The following is a 20,316-nucleotide window of genomic DNA, read 5'->3' on the forward strand; positions in this document are numbered from 1 at the left end:
TGATTGTAATGATTGGTTGGATTAAGCTTCATCGGAGCATACAAGATCATTGGATATATCAAGAAAAAAGGAAGTTTTCTAAATATGAAGCTTGGCTCGATTTACTTATGAAAGCCAGTCATAAAGATAATAAATTCGTGTTAGGAAATGACCTTCATGAATTGAAGAAGGGCGAGCTAGTGACTTCAATTCGTAAACTTGGCGATCATTGGTCTTGGTCAAATACGAAGGTTTCCCAGTTTCTCGACCTGTTAAAAAGCGACGGGATGATTGACTATAAAAAAGACACAAAAAAGACGCTTATAACCATTGTTAATTATGGGGTTTACCATGATTCAGAAAATGAAAAAAAGACACAAAAAGAACACGAAAAAGACACGAACCGAACACAAAAACACACAATCAAGAATGATAAGAATGTAAAGAATGAAAAGAATATAAATAATTCTCGTCACAAGTACGAACCTTGTGACATGGAGAATGCCAATTTGCTTTATCAAAGAATCCTTGAAAATAATTCGCAAGCTAAAAAACCGAACCTGGAAAAATGGGCGAGTGATTTTAGGTTAATTAGGCAGATCGACAAGCGGTCAGATGCACAGGTGAAATATTTGATTAACTGGACGCAAAAAGATAGTTTTTGGAAATCAAATATATTGAGTCCTGCAAGCCTTAGAAAGCAATTCGATAAATTGACCGTAAGAATTAAAAGTGAAAGAGAAGCAGCAAAGAGAAAAGCGGCTGTGAATGAAAAGGAGTTTGATTTGACAGATGACTAAAGCAGAAACACTAGAGTTACTTAAACTAATCAAAACATATTATGAGCATTTCGAGTTTGATCAAACAAAGCTAGACGCATGGGCGAGAATCCTAAAGCCCGAGAATTACGAGAAGATCGAGGCGAATTTGATCGTTTATGTGAAATACAATCAGTTTCCGCCTAAAGTTGCTGATCTAATCAAAGCGAAAGAATCAAGAACAGACCGATCCGCTGCCATACCTAACGTCGAAGAAACTCAAAACTATCTTTCTGAATTGAACAAATCTGAACCAACCCAGGAAGAATTAAAAAAGATTGAACGGCATAAAGCAGAGATACGAAAGTTGCTTGGAATAGGTGAACCGTCATGACAGGAAACATATTTTATTTCAACGACGAAGCGGAACAACAATATTTAGGTGCAATTTTACAAGAGCCGGATTTGATTAAATATTCGCAGCTCAAGCCAATTCATTTCTATCGACAGCAAAACCAATCCATTTACAAAGCCTTTCAAGAGCTTGATAAAAAAGGCGACCCTATTGACATAGTGTCAGTTATTGAGCATGTGGGACGAGAAAATCTAAAGGGGATCGGTGGAAGAAAATACTTAACTGAATTGATGAACGCCTCAATCACTACAGCAAAACAAGCATTCTATGAAAATCTAATTATTGATTATTGGAAAAAGCGAGAGATTGCGAAAGTTGGTGTCAAACTTAAAGAATCTTCCAACAGTGACGATACGAGCCAAACCATACAAGAGGGTATAAGCTCTCTCATGAGTTTAGAGGATGCGACAGGCACGGACGACGACGGGTCTATCAATAATGACTTAGTTGAAATCTATCAAGAGTTAGAAACGCCTAAAGGTGATGTAACTGGAATGCCTAGCGGCTTTACTGAATTGGACCGAATGACGTCGGGTTTTCAGCGGCAGGAATTTATAATCGTCGCCGCTCGTCCATCCGTAGGAAAAACCGCCTTTTGTTTGAATGTAGCAAGCAATTTCATGGAAAACCCGCTGAATTTAGGTAAAGCCGGAGCGGTTGGTATCTTTTCGCTTGAAATGTCACGTAAGCAATTAATAAAACGGATGCAATCAAGTATCGGTAACATTAACGCTCAATCCATCCGCACGAGTAATTTAAACGCAGATGAGTGGGGCAGATTAAGCAAAGTGAACGGGGTTTTAGATTGTGCCGCTCTTAGAATATTTGATCAACCAGGCATGACGATAAATGACATTTGGGCAAAGGCTCGCAAGATGAAACGGGAATTTGAAGGCAAGGACATGATGATCATTATTGACTATCTGCAATTGATCGTCGGCAATCCAGTCCATAGAGGAAACAGACAAGCAGAAATCGGAGAAATAAGCCGTATGCTCAAGCAAATGGCAAGGGAATTAGACATTGCTGTCATTGCATTGAGTCAGCTTTCACGTGGAGTCGAACAACGCCAGGAGAAGCGCCCTATGATGTCAGACATTAGAGAATCGGGGCAGATCGAGCAAGACGCTGATGTTATCGCATTTCTCTATCGTGATGACTATTACGACAAAGAAACAGAGAATAAGAACATTATTGAAATTATTATTGCTAAACAGCGTAATGGTCCAGTCGGTACGGTTTCACTAGCTTTCGTCAAAGAATATAACAAATTCGTTAACTTGGAATATAGGGAATCGGCATGACGGTCAAAGATTGGTATAAAGAGGCGATAAAGCTCAATCAGTACGCCTTGATATTGCTGATCGAATTTCTTGTTTACGAAAAGGCAGTGATAAAAATGACGGATCAAGAAGAAAAACTTTTCTTTTACTTACAACCGAAATTTCATTCGAGAATGAATGATCATTTGAAGCACTATCATACAAAAATTCAATTGGAGGAATCGGGCATATGAGCAACGGAAAAGAGCGGTTAACAGAAGATCAAAGACAATTTTTAATTGAATGGTTAACAGTTATCGGGCGAGGGTATTCACGGGAGTTTTACGAGAAAATGAATGACCAGGAACTAGAAAAGCAATATTTGCTTAACGTTCCCCAAGAAATTTGAATAAACAAGAGCCTAACCGCTTAGGAGGAAACAACAATGCACCCTTTAAGAATGTTAAAAATGTTTAAAATGCAAGCAGAGTTAGACAGGAAAATCATTGAAGAAAAAGGTTTAGAAGGTCTTGACCTTCTGCCCGGACTTATCTTGGCTTTATAAGTGGAGCTAGGGGAATGCGCTAACGAATGGCGAGGCTTTAAATTTTGGAGTAAAGACCAACAGCCATGCACAGAAAAGTTGATAGAGTGTTCCCTTTGCATGGGAACAGGCGATATAAATTACGAAAGGGTCGCAGAGGATGCACAAGGTAGCGGAGGACACGAATACATCAAATGTGAAGAATGCAACGGAGAAGGAACGATAGGTACGAAAAACCCACTCTTAGAAGAATACGTGGACTGTTTACATTTCGTCTTGAGTATTGGAAATAGTATTGGTTATTCATCACGTATTTGTAATGTGAACTTATTGAGTAGAATCATCAAAGAAGTGAGCGTAGAAAAAGCGTTTCTAGGTGTCTTCAAAAGCGTTGCATTCCTACTTACGGAAATTGATGATCTTGGTATGGCTTATCACCACTATAGAAAAATCTTTAATGGATTTAACGAGCTAGGAATAGCACTTGGTTTTACCCCTAAAGAAATTGAAGATGCGTACATGAAAAAGAACGCCGTCAATCATTTGCGGCAGCAGGAGGGGTATTGATGGATTTTGCTATCGTTAAACGACTACTAATCTTTTATATTGTGTTCGGATCGCTGTCCGCTTTAGCCATCATGCATATAAATTAAGGAGGCAATGAAAACTTGAGATTACAAGACATTCCAAGTAAAATTATAGATATTGAGACTTTTGACGCAGGAAAAGAGCCTTTAGTTTTTGTTTTATCTAACGGCATATTGAAATATGCACCGCTGCCGACACATGGTGAAACAAAAATTGTCACTCACAATAATAAAGTGACTCGATTGCTTTATAACGAAGGCGAATTATTTGAATAAAAACGTTCTACCGGAAAGCCGGGGGACACTGATCATAACAGCAAAGCGCTGTGTGATTGGTGTCCCTTTTTTTATTTTCAGAAAAGGAGAAACCAAAATGAAAACGTTGAGAGCTGCTTTTATAAAAGCGGGTTATAAATCTATGTCAACAAAAAGAACTGACGTTCCCGAGAACAAATGTACTCAAAATCGCACGCAGGAGCTTTCAGAAAAAGAAATAAGAGAGCTTATGGGTGTTTACCGCCAAACATATAAAAGAGGGCGTGGCGGGGCATTTAAAAGCAAATAAAAGGGGGTGGTATTTTGAAAGATTTAATCAAGGAATATAAAGCAACGTTAAAAGAAACTAAAAGAAGTTTGGCAGCATCTAAAGACGAAGGAGAAAAGAAAATTTACCGCTCAATGATCTATGACTTAGAATATGCGGTCGAGTGGATGGAAACAGAAAGAGAACCAGGGGCAAGGCGTGATGTGGATCGCCGTTCCTATTATCAACGTACAATACTTGCTGAAAATGGGTTGCTTGATGCCTTATCTTCAAAATATCATGTTCCCGAACCCGACCCACTTGCAGTAAACAAAAATGAACTAGATTCACTTGATTATGTCTTGTCTACGCTGACGGATAAGGAGAAAGAGATATTCATAACCGTTGTTGGTCATAATGTATCTTTCAGCAAATGCGCCGCTCTTCATGGAGTAGCAAAAGGCACGATTCAAACCCATATAGTAAGAGCGAGAAAAAAGATCGCTCAAAGGGTAGAGGAATTGAGAGCAGGAGAAAGGGGTTTTGCTGATGTTGGGTGAACCGCCTGTAATTGATAAAAAGGAAACGAGAAAAAGAGTTGAAAGGATTCTCGACAACTACCGTTTATATCTTCTTCAAGTCCCGGACGATATGCTGCCGAAGATAACAGGAGGATTCAGCATAGTGCCGCCCGCCACAACCAACGCTTTCCGCTCATCTACTGAAAGCACAGCTATTAAACGGATTGAATGGGAGCAGAAACGAAATGCCTTTCTTGAGAAGGTGCAAAGAGCGGTCAATCGTCTTCCGTATAACGAGAGACAGATCATTATAAAACGTTACATGCAGCAAGAACCTGTTTTCGATTACCAGGTATACAATGAAATCGGCATGAGTGAAAGATCATATACACGCCTGAAAGGAAAGACGTTCTTAGACTTGGCGTATGCGCTCAATGAAGTTGTATTTAAAGCACCCGTTTAGAGGTGTTTTTTTCGTTCGACAAAATCCGCAAATAGTTCCATATTCTTAATCCTTGTCGATAATAAGTAGGAGGTGAGGAAATGGAGAAAAAAGCATTTAAAAAACATATTGCTAAATTCAAAGAGGAATATAATGAATCTTATTATCAAGAACTGGAAAACAAGATAGTTAACGAGTTTGTAAATGAAGATGAGATTAAATTTATTTATACTAAAAAACCATATGACATCAAAAATGCTGAACACTATTTCTTTTTAGATTCGGGGTTACTCGTTGTCAAAAGTTCTGTTATTGAAGAAAATAACGAGCACTACTTCTATGTCGAACATCTATATAGCGAAATTGTCAGAAAGCAGATTGATTTTAGTAAGGATAGTAAAAGTATTTATGCTAGTTCCAATCTATCACTTATTTATGAAAACGGAGAAAATGTAAACTTTAATTCATCTGATATTGGAATACCGAGTCGTGAAGATGAATATTTTGACTTAATCAAAACGTTGTTCAAGCTCATCTAACACCCTTAGGGGTGTTTTTTTATTGGCGGAAAACTGGCGTGTTTTTGGCGTAATGTTGGCGCAGCATGACAGAAAAAAGGTTGTAATATTGTATTATGCGATAGATTGAGAACGGCTTCCGAAAGAGGTCGTTTTTTTCATTCACTAAAATTTAAAAGGAGTTGAATTACATGGCGTCATTAAAAGGAGTGTCGGCTAATCCGACAAAAGTCAATCATATTCTAGGAGAGGACAAGGTCGTGCGTGTAGCTGTCAAGAATGACAATGACTATATCGCAGGTCCAAACCTTATTCCGCAGCGCAAGGTCAATGGTAAGTGGGAAACGATTAAAACCAATTCCCCGAATCCACTCAACCCAGGAGAAAAGTTGTTTGATGAATTCAGTATCAAGGAATCATTTGGAAACAAAAAAGGGACATACCGATTTAAGGTGGATGCTGAACGATATGACAAGCAGGGCAACCACGTTGAAACGATTGGTACGTTCTACACTAGCGAATTTTATATTAAATAATAATCAAAGCACCGTCTTTTGTGGCGGTGTTTTTCTATTTGCTGTAAAACGTCCCTGTCTGTTTACAAAATAAATGGCGGCTAACAAACAGGGGCGGCTTAGATCAAATAAAAAAGGAGAGTGTAACCATGCGTATTTTAATTATCAAAAGCCGCTCCGCTTTAAGTGATAAGGCGAAGACAGCTTTAAAAGCAGAAGTAGAAGAAGCAAAGCAAACGGGTCTTTTAGTCCTGGATCAAAACTATACATTTGATCTTATAAAGATTGATGACATTGACACAGAGGGATAACAAATGCCGCTAAAACGTTGTAACGTTCCCGCCTGCCGGGAATATATAGACTGGACCGAACGCTATTGTATGAAGCACCAGGGCTATGCTGATAAGCAATACAACAAAGATGTGAGATATAACAGGGAGAACGAAGCACATTACAAATACTATCAAAGCAGAGAATGGAAATCACTACGAGAAGCAAAGAAGCGTGAGAGTCATTACAGATGTGCTGTGTGTGCCGCAGAAGGACGTGTAAACATGTCCAAAAGGTTAGTGGTCCATCATAAGCATAAAGAGCTTAGAGAGGTATTTCATGACGATATAGAGCGCAATGATTTAAACAATCTTGAAGTGCTTTGTCAGTTTCATCATAATCAAATTACATTTTCCAAAAAATGAATTATAATTAGCTTAATTTCATTTGAGAGGAAGAGACTATTGCGTAACAATTGGTTTGACTTTTTTAGACACTATGGTTTAGAAAAACTTAACGATTATGCGGAGCATATAGAAAATACATTTAATCATGAACTTGTGGAAATTGATAAATATATTGATAAATTTGAGACAGAAGAGGAAAAAGAATTTCATGTTGATCGAATTTATGATGATATAGCAACTTATAGAGATGAATTTCCAAAAATTATGAGGTATTCATTGTTGATTAGTATCTATTCTCACTTAGAACATGAATTAAATAAGCTATGTCGATATTATAATAAAGAAGGATTTAAGAAATATAAAACCCAAGAAAATGGCATAAAACGATCGCAAGAATTCATAAAAAATGAACTTAATATGAATTTTCCTGACCGATCAAAAGAATGGACTTTTATTTGTAACGTAAAAGAAATAAGAAATTGTCTTGTACACGCACAAGGCTATATAGACGAAATGAAGGATAAAAATGATAAATCAGAAACAAATGATCATCTAAAGAAAAAAAGTGGCAAATCAGAAACAAAAGTTGGAAAAGCAATTAATGCATTAGGCAAAGATTTAGTTTCTGTAATAAAGGGTACAAATCAAATTGAATTACATGAGAACTTTAATAAGGAATTTATTAAACATGTAAAGACATTCCTAGATAATTTAGATGAAATTAATCAAAGTCCCCCCGACAATTAACGGGGTGGGCTTTTTTGATTCCTGGAAATCGGCGTCCCCTCAACTTTAAAAAAAGTGTTGAAATGGAATTTTGATTTTTCCCGTTTTTTGCGGTTTTTCACTCATTCATAAAATGGCTTGGTCCTTTACAGGCGTTGAGATAGAGCGGTATTTCTCATTTGTTTATTTGCCTAAAATTAATAGGTTGGATTTTGCTGAAAGGTGGTGGTTTTTATTGGCGAGACGAAAACAAATGACGGACACATTAAAAGGGCAAATATCAAACGAAGAACGAGAGCAGCGGCAGCAGCATGAAGAAAAATTGAAAGGCATTTCGCCATTGAAAGAGAACCCGCCTTATTGGCTGTCAACAATGGCAAAAAACGAATGGATCAGAATTTACCCTCATATTATCGAGCTGCCTATTTCGGAACTGGATCGCACTTTGTTGGCTATGTACTGTAATAGTTACGCACAGTATCGACAGGCACTAGAAGATGTGGCAAAAGAGGGACAAGTCGTTTTTGAAGTAAATAGTAAGGGATTTGAAGTGAAAAAGAAAAACCCGTCTATTGAAATCATGATGCAAATGTCGAAAGAGATTCGAGCCATTGCGGGACAACTTGGTCTTGCGCTTGATGCCCGATTACGTCTAATCGGTTTAGGTGATGACAGCGAAGAAGACGATATTTTTGAGGCAATGAGGCAGGATGACGACGATTAAAAAAGACCCCGGTACTCTTTACGCTAAAAAAGTAGTAAACGGGGAAATTGTAGCAAGTAAAAAAGTCATCCAGGCATGTGAACGACATTTGCGGGATCTTGAAAAATCAAAAGACCCTAACTATCCATACGAGTACAAGCCCAAAAAAGGGGCGAAAGTTGTAAAGTTTCTTGAAATGCTGCCGGATATTTCAACGGGGAAACCTACGTCATTAGCACTTTTTCAAAAATTCATTGTCTATATGATATTTGCTTGGCGAGTCAAAGAAACAGGATATAGACGATTTACAAAAGCATATATCAGCATGGCACGTAAAGGCGGTAAATCCGTTCTTGTTGCCGGGATCGCTTTATATGAATTGCTTTTCGGTGATGCGCCTAGATATGATAGACAGATTTACACGACGGCAAACTCTCGTAAACAAGCAAAAGCGGTTTTTAATATGATTGTCATGCAACTTAAAAAGTTGCGGAATAAATCAAAACAAATTAAGAAAATGACCAAGATCATTCAAAATGAAATCCGTTTCTTGTTAGAGGATAGCATCATCATGCCGTTATCTCGTGATACAGATAACCTTGACGGCTTAAACGTATTACTTGGCATTCTTGACGAATTTCACACGGCTACAAATACTAAAATGTTAGAAGTTTTAGAGTCCTCACAAATGCAACAAGATCAAAGCCTCATTTTGATCATTAGTACAGCCGGTTTCAAATTGAATGGTCCTATGTATGCTCAAGAATATCCGTATGTGACGGATATATTGAGCGGAAAGAAAGAGAACGAAAGTTATTTTGCCGTTGTCTATGAACAAGATGACGAAAAAGAGATAAGCGACGAAAGCACTTGGATAAAAAGTAACCCGTTGCTTGAAGTTGAAAGCATGAAAAAGAAATTGCTCAAGAACTTACGCAAAAAATTGAAAGAAGCCCAGGAAAAAGACGATCTGAACGGAACGCTTGTTAAGAACTTCAATTTGTGGCGTTCTGCTTCTTCGGATAGTTTGCTTAATGGCGACGATTGGAAAGATTGTGCCATTGAGGAAAAGCCGGATATTTACGGGAAGCCTGTTTATATCGGTGTGGATTTGTCCAGGTCGGAAGATTTATCTTCACTCGGTTTTATTTATCCTTTAGAGGATGCCGAAGAAAACTTTTATGTTGATAGTCATTCGTTTGTCGGGCGTAAAGGCGGTTTAGAAAACAAGATACAGCGTGACAAAATTGACTACAAGCGGCTTGAGCAAGAAGGGTATTGCACAATAACAGACAAAGAGTCCGGCATCATTAATTTACAACAAGTGATTGATTACATGGTCGATCACATAACGAAAAATGATTTGCAAGTGAAGGGCATCTTTTATGATCCATATAACATTTCATTGTTTTTAAATGAAATTGAACAATATGGCTATCCTGCTATTGAAGTAAGGCAAGGGGTACGGACATTATCAGAACCGACGAAAAACTTTAGACTCAACGTCATGGATCAACGCCTTCTTCATACAAACAACCCATTGCTAAACCTTGCAATTAATAACGCCATTTTGAAAAAGGTCAATGATACGGTGCAGATCGACAAGGACTTGAACCGTGAAAAAATTGACCCGATCGCTGCCTTAATGAATGCATATACAGAAGCAATGTACCATTACGAGCAAAACGAAACAGATTGGGACGCCTACTATCAAAGTGAAGACTTTGGAATATAGAAGGAGGGGAAAGAGTGCCAAAACAATTCAATCATCTAATTTTAGGAGTATGGCGGTTCTTCATATCGAACCTTCATACTCTTTTATTTTTGTTAGGGCTAATCCTCATCAATACCGCCGTTTATATGGTCGGAATGATTTTGGGGATTGCGGCTAGTGGTGTTTTGCTAGTCTTTGTAGCCATTCTTCTCAACCATGAAACAGAAAGGGGGTAGAGGAAATTGGCGTTCTTTAGATCAATAAATCAACAAAGCACAGGACAAAGGGAATTTAATGAAATTTTGGTGGGCTTAGATGGTTTAAGTTATGTCCCGGCAACAGCCATTAAAAATAGTGATGTGTTCACAGCGGTTCACGTCTTAGCGTCAGACATAGCAGCAAGTCCGATCATGATTAGAAACGAAGGAATAGAAGAAAAGGATAGTGACTTGTTTCAGCTTATCAACGAGCGCCCTAACGAATATTACTCGGGGTACTCATTCAAATATATTCTTGTCGCCAATGCGCTTTTAAACGGTCAATCGTTTGCTTATATCAAACGGGATAAAGACGGCACGCCCTGGGAGCTTATTCACATGTTAAATAGCGAAGTCTCGGTTGATCAAATAAAGGGACGGAACGATATTGTTTACCGTTATTACCCTTCTGACGGAAAAGAAGCTATTTTGAAACCGTCTGACGTGCTGCATATCAAGTTTTCCTCACTGGATGGGGTAAACGGAAAGAGCCTCTTATCATGTCTCAAGCACGAACTTGAAAGCCAGGAAGCGGGCAAAAGGCTTGTCACGGACTTTTTTAGACGTGGCACAAATTTAAGCGGCATTGTAACGCTTAAAAAAGGCGTACCGTCGCCCGAAGCAAGGGAAAACTTGCGTAATGAATTTGAAAAGGTCAATTCGGGTGTTAGGAATCAACAAAGAATAGCTGTCTTGAGTGAAAACGAAGAATTTAAGCAGCTTGAAATCAGTACAAAGGTTCTTGAGATCGTCAATAACTACACGCATTCAACCAAACAAATTGCGAAAGTGTTCGGGTTACCGCCTCATAAGTTGGGGATCGAGCAAGTGAACACTTCACTAGAACAAGCGAACCTGGATTATTTGACAAACACCCTTTCAAATTACTTTGCTGCCATTACAGCGGAGTTAAATTTCAAAATGCTTTTTTACCCGGAAAGCAGGACCAAACGTTTTCAGTTTGATGCAAGACGATTTAAGGAAACAGACGCTAAAACAAAGCGAGAAAACGTCATTGCATTACTTCAAAACGGCATTTATTCGCAAAACGACGCATTAGCAGAATACGGGATTGCGCCTATTGAAAATGGAGATAGGCGCTTTATGAGTTTGAACTATGTGGATGTTGACATTATGGACGAAATCCAAAAAGCAAAGGCGAAGGGGCTTCCTATTCCTTCACTTGATAAAGGGGGTGATGATATTGGAAAAGGAGATTAGAGCCATTCAAGAGGGTTCACTAAAGGCTACAGAAGAAACCGATAAAGGCAGGATGATCACAGGTTATGCATTGAAATTTGGTACACGCAGCCGAAACCTGGGCGGCTTCATTGAAACCATTGAAAAACGAGCGCTGCAAAATGCTGATATGTCAGATGTAAGGGCGCTTATTGATCATGATCCGTCAAAGATTCTAGGAAGAACCAAAGCCGGAACACTGAAACTATCTGTGGATGATATTGGTTTGCGTTTTGAATTGTCTTTACCCAACACGCAATATGCAAACGATCTATACGAAAATTTGAGACTTGGCAACGTTTCAAATTGTTCATTCGGTTTTCATCTTGCGAAGAACGGCGACAGTTTTAAACGGGATGATAAGACAGGGCTTCCATTGCGGAGCCTAAACAATATTTCACGAATTACTGATGTTTCTATCGTCACTTATCCGGCTTATGAAGATACAGACGTATCAATCGCACAGCGGCATTTATTGCAGCATCAAAGCAGCCATTTAGAAAAAGAGAAAATCAAGTTAGAGCTTGAGCTAATTAAATTAAGTCTATAGAAAGCACTCGTACATTGCGGGTGCTTATTTTATTTGGAAAAGGAGCATGTACACATGTTAAAAGAGAAAATCCAGGAATTACGTTCAGAGATCACAAAGAGACAAACGGCTATTAATACAAAAATCAAAGAAGCTCATCAAAGAGCGGAAGAAGACAAGCTAGAAGAAGCAAAAACGATTAAAGATGAAATCACTTCTTTAAAAGCAGAGATTGAGACAATGACAGAAAAGCTAAAAGAATTAGAAGAATTGGCAGGAATGGAAGCGGAGGAAATCACAGAGGGAGCACGTGGAGGAAAAACAGGCGAAGAAAGATCATTTCCATTAGGTACGCCTCAAGTGCGCCTGGATAAAGGAATCGAAGAACAACGCCGCAGCTTTGAAACGTTTTTGCGTACTAGAGGTGAAGTCCGGGACGGTTTGACAACAGAAGGAGCGGCGGCAATTATCCCGATTGAGGTTATTACGACACCGCAGAAAACGCCGGAAGATATTGTTGACTTAGTTGAATTTGTGAATAAAGTCAACGTGTCAGCACCATCCGGCTCATATCCAGTTTTAGAAAACACAGAAACCGAACTTGTGTCGGTTGCGGAACTTGAGAAAAATCCAGAGTTAGCAAACCCAAAATTCAATAAAATTGATTGGAAAGTTGAAACGTATCGTGGTCAATTGGCTATCTCTCAAGAATCAATTGATGATTCCGGCGTTGATTTAACGGCACTTGTAGCGGATCATTTGCAACAGGTCAAACGAAACACAAGAAATACAAAAATTGCGGGTGTCTTAAAAACGTTTACAGCTAAAACAGTTACAGGAACGGACGACATTAAAAAGATTTTAAATGTTGATTTAAAGCAAGCCTATGCCCGTAATGTTCTTTCGACGTCATCCGCATTTCAATTCCTAGACACGCTAAAAGACAAAAACGGTCAATACATCTTGCAAAGTAACATTTCTTCACCATCCGGCAAAACGCTTTTCGGAAGCCCGATCAAAGTTGTTGATGATACATTACTCGGCAAAAAAGCCGGTGATATGAACATGTTTATCGGTGACTTAAAACGAGCTGCCTTCTTTGCTAATCGTGTGGACGTTGTTGCGAAGTGGGTTGAAAATGCGGTCTATGGTCAAGTCCTTTCCCTTGCTATTCGTTTCGACGTAAAGCAAGCAGACAAAAACGCAGGCTTTTATGTAACAATCAAGCCGCCAGTTGAAACAGGCGCTACAGAATAGGAGTGAAGAAATATGACCCTTGAAGAACTAAAACACGCTTTAAGAATCACTCATGACCTGGATGACAAAATGCTAGAAACCATAAAAGCGGCTTCTGAAAAGTTTATTAAAGATAGCGTCACCTTATCGAAAGAGAGGGACGCTTTTTTTATTGATAACCCTTGTTTTGATGATGCGGTCATGATGCTTTGCGGTCATAGGTACGAAAACCGATCAGCGGTATCAAACAAGAATTTACAAGAAGTGCCGTTCGGCGTTATGTCGTACATTCAACAATTTAAAGGGGAGTATCCTTCATGGACTACGGACGATTAAATACGCCGATCTCTTTTGTAAAAAAGGAAAATACAAAAGACCCTATATCCAGGGAGAACACGACCACACTAGAAAGACTTTTCACCACCTGGGCGGAACGGCGAGACCAAAAATTAAGAGAAAAGCTATCAACAGCCGGAACGGTTTTAGAGGATAGTTTGACGTTTGTTATTCGCTATCAACAAGTATCAACCATTTCCAACGCTATGCACGTACAGGACCACTTGACCAACGAGCTTTATCAAGTCATTGATATTCTGCCGAACGAGCAGGACAAAGACTTGATCAATGTCTTTGTAAAGAAGGTGAGTTGATGGCGCTTGAAGCTACTGGTTTAGAAGAAACATATAAAGCCATTGAAAAGATGGCTCGTCAAAATGTAAAAGCGGAAAAGGCTGCCGTTCTTGCAGGAGCAAAGATGATGGCGGATGGCTTGGAAAAGAACACGCCATTTGATAGCAATAGCGGCAACAAAAAACATTTAAAGTCAGATGTTTTCTATTCCAAACCAAGAGAGGACGGGGAAATATTTTCAACCGTTGGCTATGGTAAGGAAACGGCTTATAGGCTGCATTTTACAAACTTCGGAACGATCAAGCAGCGCCCGCAAAGTTTTATCGAGCGAACGATCAATGAATATGAACAACTCGTTTTATCAAAAATGCAAAGTGTTTATAGGGGGTTGCTCGGTCTATGACGCTAATGCTACCAATTCAAGAAGTAGAAATGATTTTGACAGGATCATCCGATCTGACAAGCTACGTGCCGGATGAAAAAGTCTTTCTTGTGGACGTGCCGGAGTTAGATCAAAAGGTAGATCAAGCCCCAATGATCCGCATTAATGAGCTTGAAAGCTATCGTAATGCGTATGAGGATGATCAAGCCACAGGCATAAGCGTTGATATACAAATAGATTTATGGACCGGGACAATTAAGGAAGCACAAGAAATACAACCGATTATTGATCGTTTGATGGCTTCGGCTGACTATCAGCAATACGCTTCCGCATTTGATAAAGACCCGGATATAAATTTGTATCGCTATGCCAGGCGGTTCAGAGCAAACAAAGAAATAGAAATCAATTTTTCATAGAGAGGATGAAATAAATGGCTACAACAGGATTGAGAGATATTCAAGTCGGCGTTTTTGAGGATGACGCCGCCAAAGAAGCAATCGAAGTAATAAAAGTACCTGGGGCAATTGAATCAAAATTAGAACCAAGCTCGGAAATTGCCGTTCTTTATGGGGATGATGGGGTATTTGATCAAGAAGGCTCGGGAGTTGGTGAAGCAAAGCTAGAAATCGGCGTGGCTGATCTTACAACCGAAATGAAAAACAAATTGTTAGGTGCTGAAACAATCGGCGGCTGGCTTGAGACATATGGAAAAGATACTGATCCGCCTTTCGTTGCTGTCACATTCCGGCAGAAAACAAAGGGCGGTTTTTGGTATGTTGCGCTTTTGAGGGGGAAATTCGGTATTCCATCCACAGAAGGTAAAACAAAAGAGGATAAAGTTGAATTTATCACGCCAACTATTGAGGGACAATTCATGCCCCGTAAATCTGATGGCTTAACCTATGTCATGGCGCATAGTGCAAGCCCTGGATTCACCGAAAAGGGATTCTATGATTTTGTCTTTAAAGGGATCGCCCCTAGCACTGATGGTGACAACGGAACAGCAGAAGCGCCATCAAGCACCACAACAAAAAAATAGTGTTTTCTGATAGCCAGGTAATTTATTTTACCTGGTTAAACTGGATTCATTAAAAAATATACGAGGTGTTTAATATGTTGAAATTAACAATGATTGATGCACAAACAAAAGAAGAAAAAACGTACACAAAGGATATGCCGTCAGCTCGTCAATTAAGACGTGCGCTTGAATTGCAAGCTCAAGGTGAACAAGAAAATTTAGACGCAACAACAATGCTAGATGAAATGATTGCCTATGTTGTGGACGTATTCGGGCAACAGTTTTCATATGATGATTTTTTAGACAACATCCCGTCTGACGAAACATTTCAAACCATTGCTGATGTCATTCTGCAAGTGACAGGACAAAAAAAGGGAAACGACGGCTTGAAAAAGAAAGCGGTGAAAGCACAGAAATAGAGTATTTAGAAACGTGGCAAGATTACCTAGATTCATTAGATGATATTTACGAAGATTTGATGAAAGAAGGGTACAAATATCATGAGATAGACAACATGGACTTGAACGGATTTTTACGTCTTGCGAATCGAAAAGGACAAAGCACGGGCAGCGTTCCAATAGATCAGATTTTAAAACCAGGAGGCTTTTGAGCCTTCTTTTATTTTTGAATTTTTAAGGAAAGGAGGTAAACCATATGGCTACGGAAGGGCGTCCGATAGGTTCATTAGTCGTTAACACGACGTTAGATAGCACGGGGTTTGACAAAGGCGTCACAGCCTTGAGGCAGCAGCTTAAAACGGCACAGTCCGCAACCAAAGCAACCGCAGCCGAATTTAAAGCATTGGATGACAAGCTCGGCGAAAGTAAAAGTAAGGTGTCGGGTTTGTCGGATCAATTGAAGATTCAAGAAAGAATTGTAGATTCCTATAGACAAGCATATGAAAAGCAAGTGGAGCAATACGGCGAGGGATCAACCCAGGCGCAGAAATACGCACAACGCTTAAACTCTCAAATAACAAGTTATCGCAATATGCAAAACGCTTTAAGGCTTGCACAAAGCCAGGTTGAACGGCTTGAACGTGCCGAATCAGAAGCAGCAAACAGTGCCGACGATTTAGCAAGCAGTCATCAAAATGTATCTAATGATGTAACGGCAGCGGGGAAAGAGGTTTCCAAACTCTCAAGCATCTTAAAGGGCGGATTTGCTACGGCAGCGGTGGCGGGTACGGCAGCCATTGGAGCATTAACGGCAGCCGTTGGCACGCTTGGTGCAAAAATGACGGCTGATATACAAGCGTCACAAGGGCGTTTAAGAGCGCAGCTAGGTTTGACGGGTGATGAAGCCAAAAAGCTCACAGGAATAGCAAAAGACGTGTGGTCACAAGGATTCGGAGAGAATTTGGATGATGCCAGGAATGGTCTGTTTCAAATTAAACAAAATATCCGAACTATTGCAGACAAGGACCTTACTGACGTAACCAAAAAAGCCCTGGTTCTTGCTGATGCTTTTGATTCCGAGGTAAACGAAGTTGCGAGAGCAGGAAACAACATTATGAAAGGTTTTGGAGTGTCTGTGAGTGATGCGTTCGATCTCATGACATATGGAGCGCAAAACGGATTGAATTTTTCAAACGAAATGTTCGATAACCTGTCCGAGTATTCAACGTTATTCGGGAAAATGGGTTATTCAGCACAAGAATATTTTCAATTACTGGTCAATGGAACAAAAGCGGGCGTATACAACCTGGATTACGTCAACGACGTTATGAAAGAGTTTCAAATTCGAGTCAAAGACGGTTCAAAATCTACCAATGCCGCCATGATGGATTTGTCCAAACCAACTCAAAAGATATGGGAAAATTTCTTGAAAGGTAAAGGAACTGTTAAAGATGTTTCAAATGCCGTTTTAAAAGAGTTGAAAGGCATGAAAGACCAGGTGGACGCTAACAATATCGGCGTGGCTCTTTTCGGGACAAAATGGGAGGACTTAGAGGCTGACGCCATGTATGCCTTGGGCGGCATTGATGGGAAAATCGGTGACGTAAAGGGCAAAGCTGACGAAGCAGGGGCGGCATTGCAAGATAATCTAGGCACACGCTTTAAAAAGATTGGGCGTCAAGCGCTATCAGCACTAGAGCCAATAGGAGGCGCAGCAGCTACATTTCTTGAGAAGGCATTTAATATTGCTGATCCGATCATGAAACAAATGTCCAGCGCTGGCAATACAGTAAAACAGGCAATGGCGGGTATTTGGGGCATATTGCAAGGTGAGGGAAGCGCTGAACGCTTAGAAGGGTACGGCATATTATCGCAGCTTTTCCCGCCTGGCGTGGTTGATATGATTGTCAGCACCACTGATACAGTGAAAGGCGTAATAGATACTATTAAAAATTCATTTAAGAGTATGCAGCCGACTTTCCAGGCAATAGGCGGCATTTTGATGAATGTATTTGTTACAATGGCGCCAATTGTAAAACAAGCCCTGGGCGGCATCTTGTCATTTATCGGACAGCTTGCCGCAGTGTGGGGAACATTTTGGAAAGAAAACGGCGGTGTCATTACACAAGCCTTACAAAATATATGGTCCGTTGTTCAATTTGTCATGCCCGCAATTATTGCCATTATCAAAAGCGTTTGGGGCAACATTAAAGGGGTTGTCATGGGCGCAATGCAAGTGATACAAGGCGTCATAAAATTCTTCTCGGGTTTGCTAACGGGAGACTTTGGCAAGATGTGGGAAGGCATTAAAGATGTGTTTTTCGGCTCGATTAAAGCGATATGGAATTTTGTTCAGTTGTCCTTTTTCGGAAAGATTCTCGGGATTGCGAAATCACTAGGGAAAGGGCTATTAGGCATCTTCCCGAAAATGTGGTCTAGCATTGTCGGCTTCTTTAAAAATGGTGCTGCAAACACCGGGAAAATGGTCACTTGGCTTAAAGACAAAGCCGTTTCAATTGCAACAAGCATGAAAGATGGCATGGTCAAACGTTTTTGGGACATTGTAGACGCAGCCAAAAAATTGCCGGGTAAAATCGGTAATGGAATTAAAAACATGGCATGGGAGGCGCTAAAAGGCGTCAAGGCATTAGCAAATAAAATGAATGACAAACTTTCCTTTGTTGTGAATGGTGTTATCGGTGGCGTTAACTGGGTTCTTGGTAAAGTGGGCGTGCCTAAAGAAAATCAAATACCGGAATGGACACCGCCGAAATATGCAAAAGGGACAGGCGGTCATCCAGGAGGACCCGCCATTCTAGGCGACGGAGGAATGCAAGAACTGTTTATCACGCCTGGCGGTCAAATGGGGCTGTCTCCTTCAACTGACACAATGATGAACCTTCCAAAAGGAACCGAGGTATTATCGGGACCTAAAACGAAAGCATTGTTTGATGACGTGCCATTTTACAAAGATGGTACAGGCAATGGCGGTAATTTCATTTCTAGTCTTTTCGGTAAAGTGAAAGACCTGGTACTTGATGTGTCTGACTTCATTACAAAGCCTAGCAAGCTACTGAATACATTACTTCAAAAAATGGGGATCACGACCCCGAGCATGGCAGGGGGCTTTGGTCAGATCGTCAAAGGCAGCTTTTCTTTTATCAAGGACAAAGCGGTTTCCTTTATTAAAAACAAGATTAAAGACTTTGGTTTTGTTCCTGGTGAGGGAGGCAGCGCAGCAGTAAAAAAGTGGGTTGCTCAAGCTATTGCAATTAAAGGAATTTCCCCATCTTTTTCAAAAGCGCTTGAAACAATCGCTATGAAAGAGTCGGGCGGAAACCCTACAGTCGTAAACAATTGGGACAGCAACGCAAAAGCGGGGCATCCGTCCCAGGGGCTTATGCAATTCATTCCGTCTACCTTTGCAGCAAACAAAGAACCAGGTTACGGAAATATTAAAAACCCTGTTCACCAGGTTCTCGCGGCTATCAACTATTTGAATAGTCGGTATGGCGGAATCAACAAGCATCCTGGTTTAGTCAACATGAGAAAAGGCGGCAAGTACATTGGCTATGATAAAGGCGGTATCATTACCCGAAATCATACGGCAGAGGTCCACAAAGGGGAAATGATTTTACCTTTAAGGCAATTCAGAAGAAACAGAGCTATGCAGGTGCTTGCTCAAGCTAATCGAATGGTTGGCTATCAGCCCGAGCAGCCAGGGCAAGGATCAACAAATGTTATTGTTCAAAATGATAGTGCCGAGGCTATTAAGCAGCTAGAAAACAAGTTTGATCAAATGATCGGCTTGTTGACACAGATCGCCATGAAAGACACCACGATTAATGTTGAGGGACTAAACAAGTACAATATGGATTTACTCAAAAATAGGCAGCGTAGGGGAGGGTTTGCGACTTGAGCTATGAATTTTATACGGATTACGGGGAAGGGCTTCAATTGATCAGCAAGCGCCTTCCCTTTTTACGTTGCGTAAAATTTACGCCTGTGTCGGCTTCTATCGAACGTCAAACGGCAGTAGTGGCAAATAGACCAGGATTAAAACAAACGTCGAAAAAAGTCCGTTTCAAAGAAAGAAAAATCAAAGCACGATTTTATATTAAAGCAAAAAGCACGGATCAGTTTAATAGATACAGGGCGGCGCTCACAAGGGAGCTAGTAAGAGAAGAACCCTATTACATTAGTTGTTCTTTTTCTCCTGGCATACGCTACCTGGTGACGTGTGATGATGAAATCGAAATCGAAAAAGATGACGGGAAAAATTATAAAGAAGTTGATGTGGAATTTACCGCAGGGCTAGGGCTTGGAGAAACCGTCTTTAATACTGAAAAGCCCTTGAATTTGAACGGAGAGTATTTTTATCTCGGGATGAATTTGCCGAGTCAAGATGATCTGAAATACCGTTTCACGTCCAAGACGTTCAAAGTCTACAACGCTTCTGATGTGACAATTGATCCTATTGACTTTGATTATAGCGTCACAATGTATTTAACAGGTAAGGACGTGAAGATACGCAATGATGCCACGAAAGAGGCGTTAACGATAAGGGGATCAGTTTCCAAAAAGCAAAAAATCATTATCACAAGACAATATGTCATGATTGATGGGAAAATGGCGGACACGACCGGGCGCTTTCCGAGCTTGCGCCCTGGCTTTAATCCATTTGAGATCGAAGGCGCATCCAGTATTGATATACGATTTGTCTTGCGCTTTTACTATAAGTAG

At 40.1% G+C, this 20,316-nt stretch carries 30 protein-coding genes and 1 pseudogene; all 31 read left to right on the forward strand.

From position 1 onward, the window contains the following. Window positions 1-8: 8 nt before the first annotated feature. The 31 genes and pseudogenes from MHI58_RS06825 (at window position 9) to MHI58_RS06975 (ending at window position 20,316) form a co-directional block, all read left to right on the forward strand. Window positions 9-779: a Replication protein O gene (locus tag MHI58_RS06825; protein WP_243173011.1), complete on the forward strand. Its 771-nt coding sequence runs from the start codon at window positions 9-11 to the stop codon at window positions 777-779. Next, window positions 772-1,131 (forward strand): replicative helicase loader/inhibitor, encoded by a 360-nt coding sequence (locus MHI58_RS06830; protein ID WP_243173012.1) that lies wholly within the window; start codon window positions 772-774, stop codon window positions 1,129-1,131. The genes MHI58_RS06825 and MHI58_RS06830 overlap by 8 nt, the downstream gene beginning before the upstream one ends. Beyond that, the gene (dnaB, locus tag MHI58_RS06835) at window positions 1,128-2,456 is read left to right on the forward strand and encodes a replicative DNA helicase (RefSeq protein WP_243173013.1); all 1,329 of its coding nucleotides are present in this window, start codon (window positions 1,128-1,130) and stop codon (window positions 2,454-2,456) included. Before MHI58_RS06830 ends, dnaB begins: the two co-directional genes overlap by 4 nt. After that, window positions 2,453-2,668: a hypothetical protein gene (locus MHI58_RS06840; protein ID WP_144531709.1), complete on the forward strand. Its 216-nt coding sequence runs from the start codon at window positions 2,453-2,455 to the stop codon at window positions 2,666-2,668. Before dnaB ends, MHI58_RS06840 begins: the two co-directional genes overlap by 4 nt. Continuing rightward, window positions 2,665-2,823, forward strand: coding sequence for a BH0509 family protein (locus tag MHI58_RS06845; RefSeq protein WP_216099811.1), 159 nt, complete (start codon window positions 2,665-2,667; stop codon window positions 2,821-2,823). The genes MHI58_RS06840 and MHI58_RS06845 overlap by 4 nt, the downstream gene beginning before the upstream one ends. A 36-nt stretch (window positions 2,824-2,859) precedes the next feature. After that, entirely contained in the window at window positions 2,860-2,979 is a 120-nt protein-coding gene (locus tag MHI58_RS06850; RefSeq protein WP_243173014.1) for a dUTP diphosphatase, read from the forward strand. Next, window positions 2,980-3,054 (forward strand): annotated as a pseudogene (locus MHI58_RS06855) (dUTP diphosphatase); the annotation flags it as partial. 24 nt (window positions 3,055-3,078) lie between these two features. Further along, window positions 3,079-3,525, forward strand: a complete 447-nt coding sequence (locus MHI58_RS06860; RefSeq protein ID WP_243173015.1) for a dUTP diphosphatase — start codon at window positions 3,079-3,081, stop codon at window positions 3,523-3,525. A 101-nt stretch (window positions 3,526-3,626) separates the two neighbouring features. Further along, the gene (locus MHI58_RS06865) at window positions 3,627-3,821 is read left to right on the forward strand and encodes an XtrA/YqaO family protein (protein WP_243173016.1); all 195 of its coding nucleotides are present in this window, start codon (window positions 3,627-3,629) and stop codon (window positions 3,819-3,821) included. Between the two features lie 97 nt (window positions 3,822-3,918). Then, a complete protein-coding gene (locus MHI58_RS06870) occupies window positions 3,919-4,110 on the forward strand; it encodes a hypothetical protein (protein WP_243173017.1) in 192 nt (63 codons plus the stop codon). Between the two features lie 14 nt (window positions 4,111-4,124). Then, the gene (locus MHI58_RS06875; RefSeq protein ID WP_243173018.1) at window positions 4,125-4,628 is read left to right on the forward strand and encodes a sigma factor-like helix-turn-helix DNA-binding protein; all 504 of its coding nucleotides are present in this window, start codon (window positions 4,125-4,127) and stop codon (window positions 4,626-4,628) included. Next, the gene (locus MHI58_RS06880; protein WP_243173019.1) at window positions 4,618-5,052 is read left to right on the forward strand and encodes an ArpU family phage packaging/lysis transcriptional regulator; all 435 of its coding nucleotides are present in this window, start codon (window positions 4,618-4,620) and stop codon (window positions 5,050-5,052) included. Before MHI58_RS06875 ends, MHI58_RS06880 begins: the two co-directional genes overlap by 11 nt. 80 nt (window positions 5,053-5,132) lie before the next feature. Then, window positions 5,133-5,570, forward strand: coding sequence for a hypothetical protein (locus MHI58_RS06885; protein WP_243173020.1), 438 nt, complete (start codon window positions 5,133-5,135; stop codon window positions 5,568-5,570). A 170-nt stretch (window positions 5,571-5,740) separates the two neighbouring features. Next, window positions 5,741-6,085 carry a structural protein gene (locus MHI58_RS06890; RefSeq protein ID WP_243173021.1) on the forward strand — a complete coding sequence of 115 codons (345 nt, stop codon included), beginning with the start codon at window positions 5,741-5,743 and terminating at the stop codon, window positions 6,083-6,085. Between the two features lie 128 nt (window positions 6,086-6,213). Beyond that, complete coding sequence (locus MHI58_RS06895; protein WP_185106914.1) at window positions 6,214-6,375, forward strand: hypothetical protein; 162 nt, start codon at window positions 6,214-6,216, stop codon at window positions 6,373-6,375. Window positions 6,376-6,378: 3 nt separating this feature from the next. Beyond that, window positions 6,379-6,759: an HNH endonuclease gene (locus MHI58_RS06900; protein WP_243173022.1), complete on the forward strand. Its 381-nt coding sequence runs from the start codon at window positions 6,379-6,381 to the stop codon at window positions 6,757-6,759. 39 nt (window positions 6,760-6,798) lie between these two features. Continuing rightward, window positions 6,799-7,488, forward strand: coding sequence for a hypothetical protein (locus MHI58_RS06905; protein WP_243173023.1), 690 nt, complete (start codon window positions 6,799-6,801; stop codon window positions 7,486-7,488). 214 nt (window positions 7,489-7,702) lie between these two features. After that, a complete protein-coding gene (locus MHI58_RS06910; RefSeq protein WP_061418885.1) occupies window positions 7,703-8,191 on the forward strand; it encodes a phage terminase small subunit P27 family in 489 nt (162 codons plus the stop codon). Then, window positions 8,178-9,905 carry a terminase large subunit gene (locus MHI58_RS06915; RefSeq protein WP_061418888.1) on the forward strand — a complete coding sequence of 576 codons (1,728 nt, stop codon included), beginning with the start codon at window positions 8,178-8,180 and terminating at the stop codon, window positions 9,903-9,905. Before MHI58_RS06910 ends, MHI58_RS06915 begins: the two co-directional genes overlap by 14 nt. A 14-nt stretch (window positions 9,906-9,919) precedes the next feature. Then, window positions 9,920-10,120: a hypothetical protein gene (locus MHI58_RS06920; RefSeq protein ID WP_061418892.1), complete on the forward strand. Its 201-nt coding sequence runs from the start codon at window positions 9,920-9,922 to the stop codon at window positions 10,118-10,120. A 6-nt stretch (window positions 10,121-10,126) separates the two neighbouring features. Beyond that, window positions 10,127-11,362: a phage portal protein gene (locus tag MHI58_RS06925; protein WP_061418895.1), complete on the forward strand. Its 1,236-nt coding sequence runs from the start codon at window positions 10,127-10,129 to the stop codon at window positions 11,360-11,362. After that, a complete protein-coding gene (locus MHI58_RS06930) occupies window positions 11,340-11,930 on the forward strand; it encodes an HK97 family phage prohead protease (protein ID WP_061418898.1) in 591 nt (196 codons plus the stop codon). The genes MHI58_RS06925 and MHI58_RS06930 overlap by 23 nt, the downstream gene beginning before the upstream one ends. Window positions 11,931-11,984: 54 nt before the next feature. Beyond that, window positions 11,985-13,166 carry a phage major capsid protein gene (locus MHI58_RS06935; protein ID WP_061418900.1) on the forward strand — a complete coding sequence of 394 codons (1,182 nt, stop codon included), beginning with the start codon at window positions 11,985-11,987 and terminating at the stop codon, window positions 13,164-13,166. 12 nt (window positions 13,167-13,178) lie between these two features. Continuing rightward, on the forward strand, window positions 13,179-13,481 hold the full coding sequence (locus MHI58_RS06940; protein WP_034324998.1) for a head-tail connector protein: 303 nt from the start codon (window positions 13,179-13,181) through the stop codon (window positions 13,479-13,481). Continuing rightward, window positions 13,463-13,795 (forward strand): phage head closure protein, encoded by a 333-nt coding sequence (locus tag MHI58_RS06945; RefSeq protein ID WP_061418903.1) that lies wholly within the window; start codon window positions 13,463-13,465, stop codon window positions 13,793-13,795. The genes MHI58_RS06940 and MHI58_RS06945 overlap by 19 nt, the downstream gene beginning before the upstream one ends. Continuing rightward, on the forward strand, window positions 13,795-14,178 hold the full coding sequence (locus MHI58_RS06950; RefSeq protein WP_061418906.1) for an HK97-gp10 family putative phage morphogenesis protein: 384 nt from the start codon (window positions 13,795-13,797) through the stop codon (window positions 14,176-14,178). The genes MHI58_RS06945 and MHI58_RS06950 overlap by 1 nt, the downstream gene beginning before the upstream one ends. Then, window positions 14,175-14,573: a DUF3168 domain-containing protein gene (locus MHI58_RS06955; protein WP_061418909.1), complete on the forward strand. Its 399-nt coding sequence runs from the start codon at window positions 14,175-14,177 to the stop codon at window positions 14,571-14,573. Before MHI58_RS06950 ends, MHI58_RS06955 begins: the two co-directional genes overlap by 4 nt. 14 nt (window positions 14,574-14,587) lie before the next feature. Continuing rightward, window positions 14,588-15,196, forward strand: a complete 609-nt coding sequence (locus MHI58_RS06960) for a major tail protein (RefSeq protein ID WP_061418912.1) — start codon at window positions 14,588-14,590, stop codon at window positions 15,194-15,196. 77 nt (window positions 15,197-15,273) lie between these two features. Then, the gene (locus MHI58_RS06965) at window positions 15,274-15,594 is read left to right on the forward strand and encodes a hypothetical protein (RefSeq protein ID WP_133254352.1); all 321 of its coding nucleotides are present in this window, start codon (window positions 15,274-15,276) and stop codon (window positions 15,592-15,594) included. Window positions 15,595-15,829: 235 nt separating this feature from the next. Continuing rightward, window positions 15,830-19,492, forward strand: coding sequence for a phage tail tape measure protein (locus tag MHI58_RS06970; protein WP_061418918.1), 3,663 nt, complete (start codon window positions 15,830-15,832; stop codon window positions 19,490-19,492). After that, window positions 19,489-20,316 carry a phage tail domain-containing protein gene (locus MHI58_RS06975; RefSeq protein WP_061418921.1) on the forward strand — a complete coding sequence of 276 codons (828 nt, stop codon included), beginning with the start codon at window positions 19,489-19,491 and terminating at the stop codon, window positions 20,314-20,316. The genes MHI58_RS06970 and MHI58_RS06975 overlap by 4 nt, the downstream gene beginning before the upstream one ends.

The organism is Bacillus sp. FSL K6-2869, from assembly GCF_040869405.1.
Lineage (GTDB): Bacteria > Bacillota > Bacilli > Bacillales > Bacillaceae > Bacillus > Bacillus altitudinis.

Excerpts from the sequence above, each read along its gene's own strand:
- MHI58_RS06940 (WP_034324998.1), top strand. The coding sequence starts at position 13,179 with ATGACCCTTGAAGAACTAAAACACGCTTTAAGAATCACTCATGACCTG.
- MHI58_RS06935 (WP_061418900.1), top strand. The coding sequence starts at position 11,985 with ATGTTAAAAGAGAAAATCCAGGAATTACGTTCAGAGATCACAAAGAGA.
- MHI58_RS06950 (WP_061418906.1), top strand. The coding sequence starts at position 13,795 with ATGGCGCTTGAAGCTACTGGTTTAGAAGAAACATATAAAGCCATTGAA.
- MHI58_RS06845 (WP_216099811.1), top strand. The coding sequence starts at position 2,665 with ATGAGCAACGGAAAAGAGCGGTTAACAGAAGATCAAAGACAATTTTTA.
- MHI58_RS06915 (WP_061418888.1), top strand. The coding sequence starts at position 8,178 with ATGACGACGATTAAAAAAGACCCCGGTACTCTTTACGCTAAAAAAGTA.
- MHI58_RS06885 (WP_243173020.1), top strand. The coding sequence starts at position 5,133 with ATGGAGAAAAAAGCATTTAAAAAACATATTGCTAAATTCAAAGAGGAA.
- MHI58_RS06955 (WP_061418909.1), top strand. The coding sequence starts at position 14,175 with ATGACGCTAATGCTACCAATTCAAGAAGTAGAAATGATTTTGACAGGA.
- MHI58_RS06830 (WP_243173012.1), top strand. The coding sequence starts at position 772 with ATGACTAAAGCAGAAACACTAGAGTTACTTAAACTAATCAAAACATAT.
- MHI58_RS06900 (WP_243173022.1), top strand. The coding sequence starts at position 6,379 with ATGCCGCTAAAACGTTGTAACGTTCCCGCCTGCCGGGAATATATAGAC.
- MHI58_RS06970 (WP_061418918.1), top strand. The coding sequence starts at position 15,830 with ATGGCTACGGAAGGGCGTCCGATAGGTTCATTAGTCGTTAACACGACG.
- MHI58_RS06870 (WP_243173017.1), top strand. The coding sequence starts at position 3,919 with ATGAAAACGTTGAGAGCTGCTTTTATAAAAGCGGGTTATAAATCTATG.
- MHI58_RS06890 (WP_243173021.1), top strand. The coding sequence starts at position 5,741 with ATGGCGTCATTAAAAGGAGTGTCGGCTAATCCGACAAAAGTCAATCAT.
- dnaB (WP_243173013.1), top strand. The coding sequence starts at position 1,128 with ATGACAGGAAACATATTTTATTTCAACGACGAAGCGGAACAACAATAT.
- MHI58_RS06840 (WP_144531709.1), top strand. The coding sequence starts at position 2,453 with ATGACGGTCAAAGATTGGTATAAAGAGGCGATAAAGCTCAATCAGTAC.
- MHI58_RS06945 (WP_061418903.1), top strand. The coding sequence starts at position 13,463 with ATGGACTACGGACGATTAAATACGCCGATCTCTTTTGTAAAAAAGGAA.
- MHI58_RS06960 (WP_061418912.1), top strand. The coding sequence starts at position 14,588 with ATGGCTACAACAGGATTGAGAGATATTCAAGTCGGCGTTTTTGAGGAT.
- MHI58_RS06850 (WP_243173014.1), top strand. The coding sequence starts at position 2,860 with ATGCACCCTTTAAGAATGTTAAAAATGTTTAAAATGCAAGCAGAGTTA.
- MHI58_RS06895 (WP_185106914.1), top strand. The coding sequence starts at position 6,214 with ATGCGTATTTTAATTATCAAAAGCCGCTCCGCTTTAAGTGATAAGGCG.
- MHI58_RS06930 (WP_061418898.1), top strand. The coding sequence starts at position 11,340 with ATGATATTGGAAAAGGAGATTAGAGCCATTCAAGAGGGTTCACTAAAG.
- MHI58_RS06880 (WP_243173019.1), top strand. The coding sequence starts at position 4,618 with ATGTTGGGTGAACCGCCTGTAATTGATAAAAAGGAAACGAGAAAAAGA.
- MHI58_RS06825 (WP_243173011.1), top strand. The coding sequence starts at position 9 with ATGATTGGTTGGATTAAGCTTCATCGGAGCATACAAGATCATTGGATA.
- MHI58_RS06860 (WP_243173015.1), top strand. The coding sequence starts at position 3,079 with ATGGGAACAGGCGATATAAATTACGAAAGGGTCGCAGAGGATGCACAA.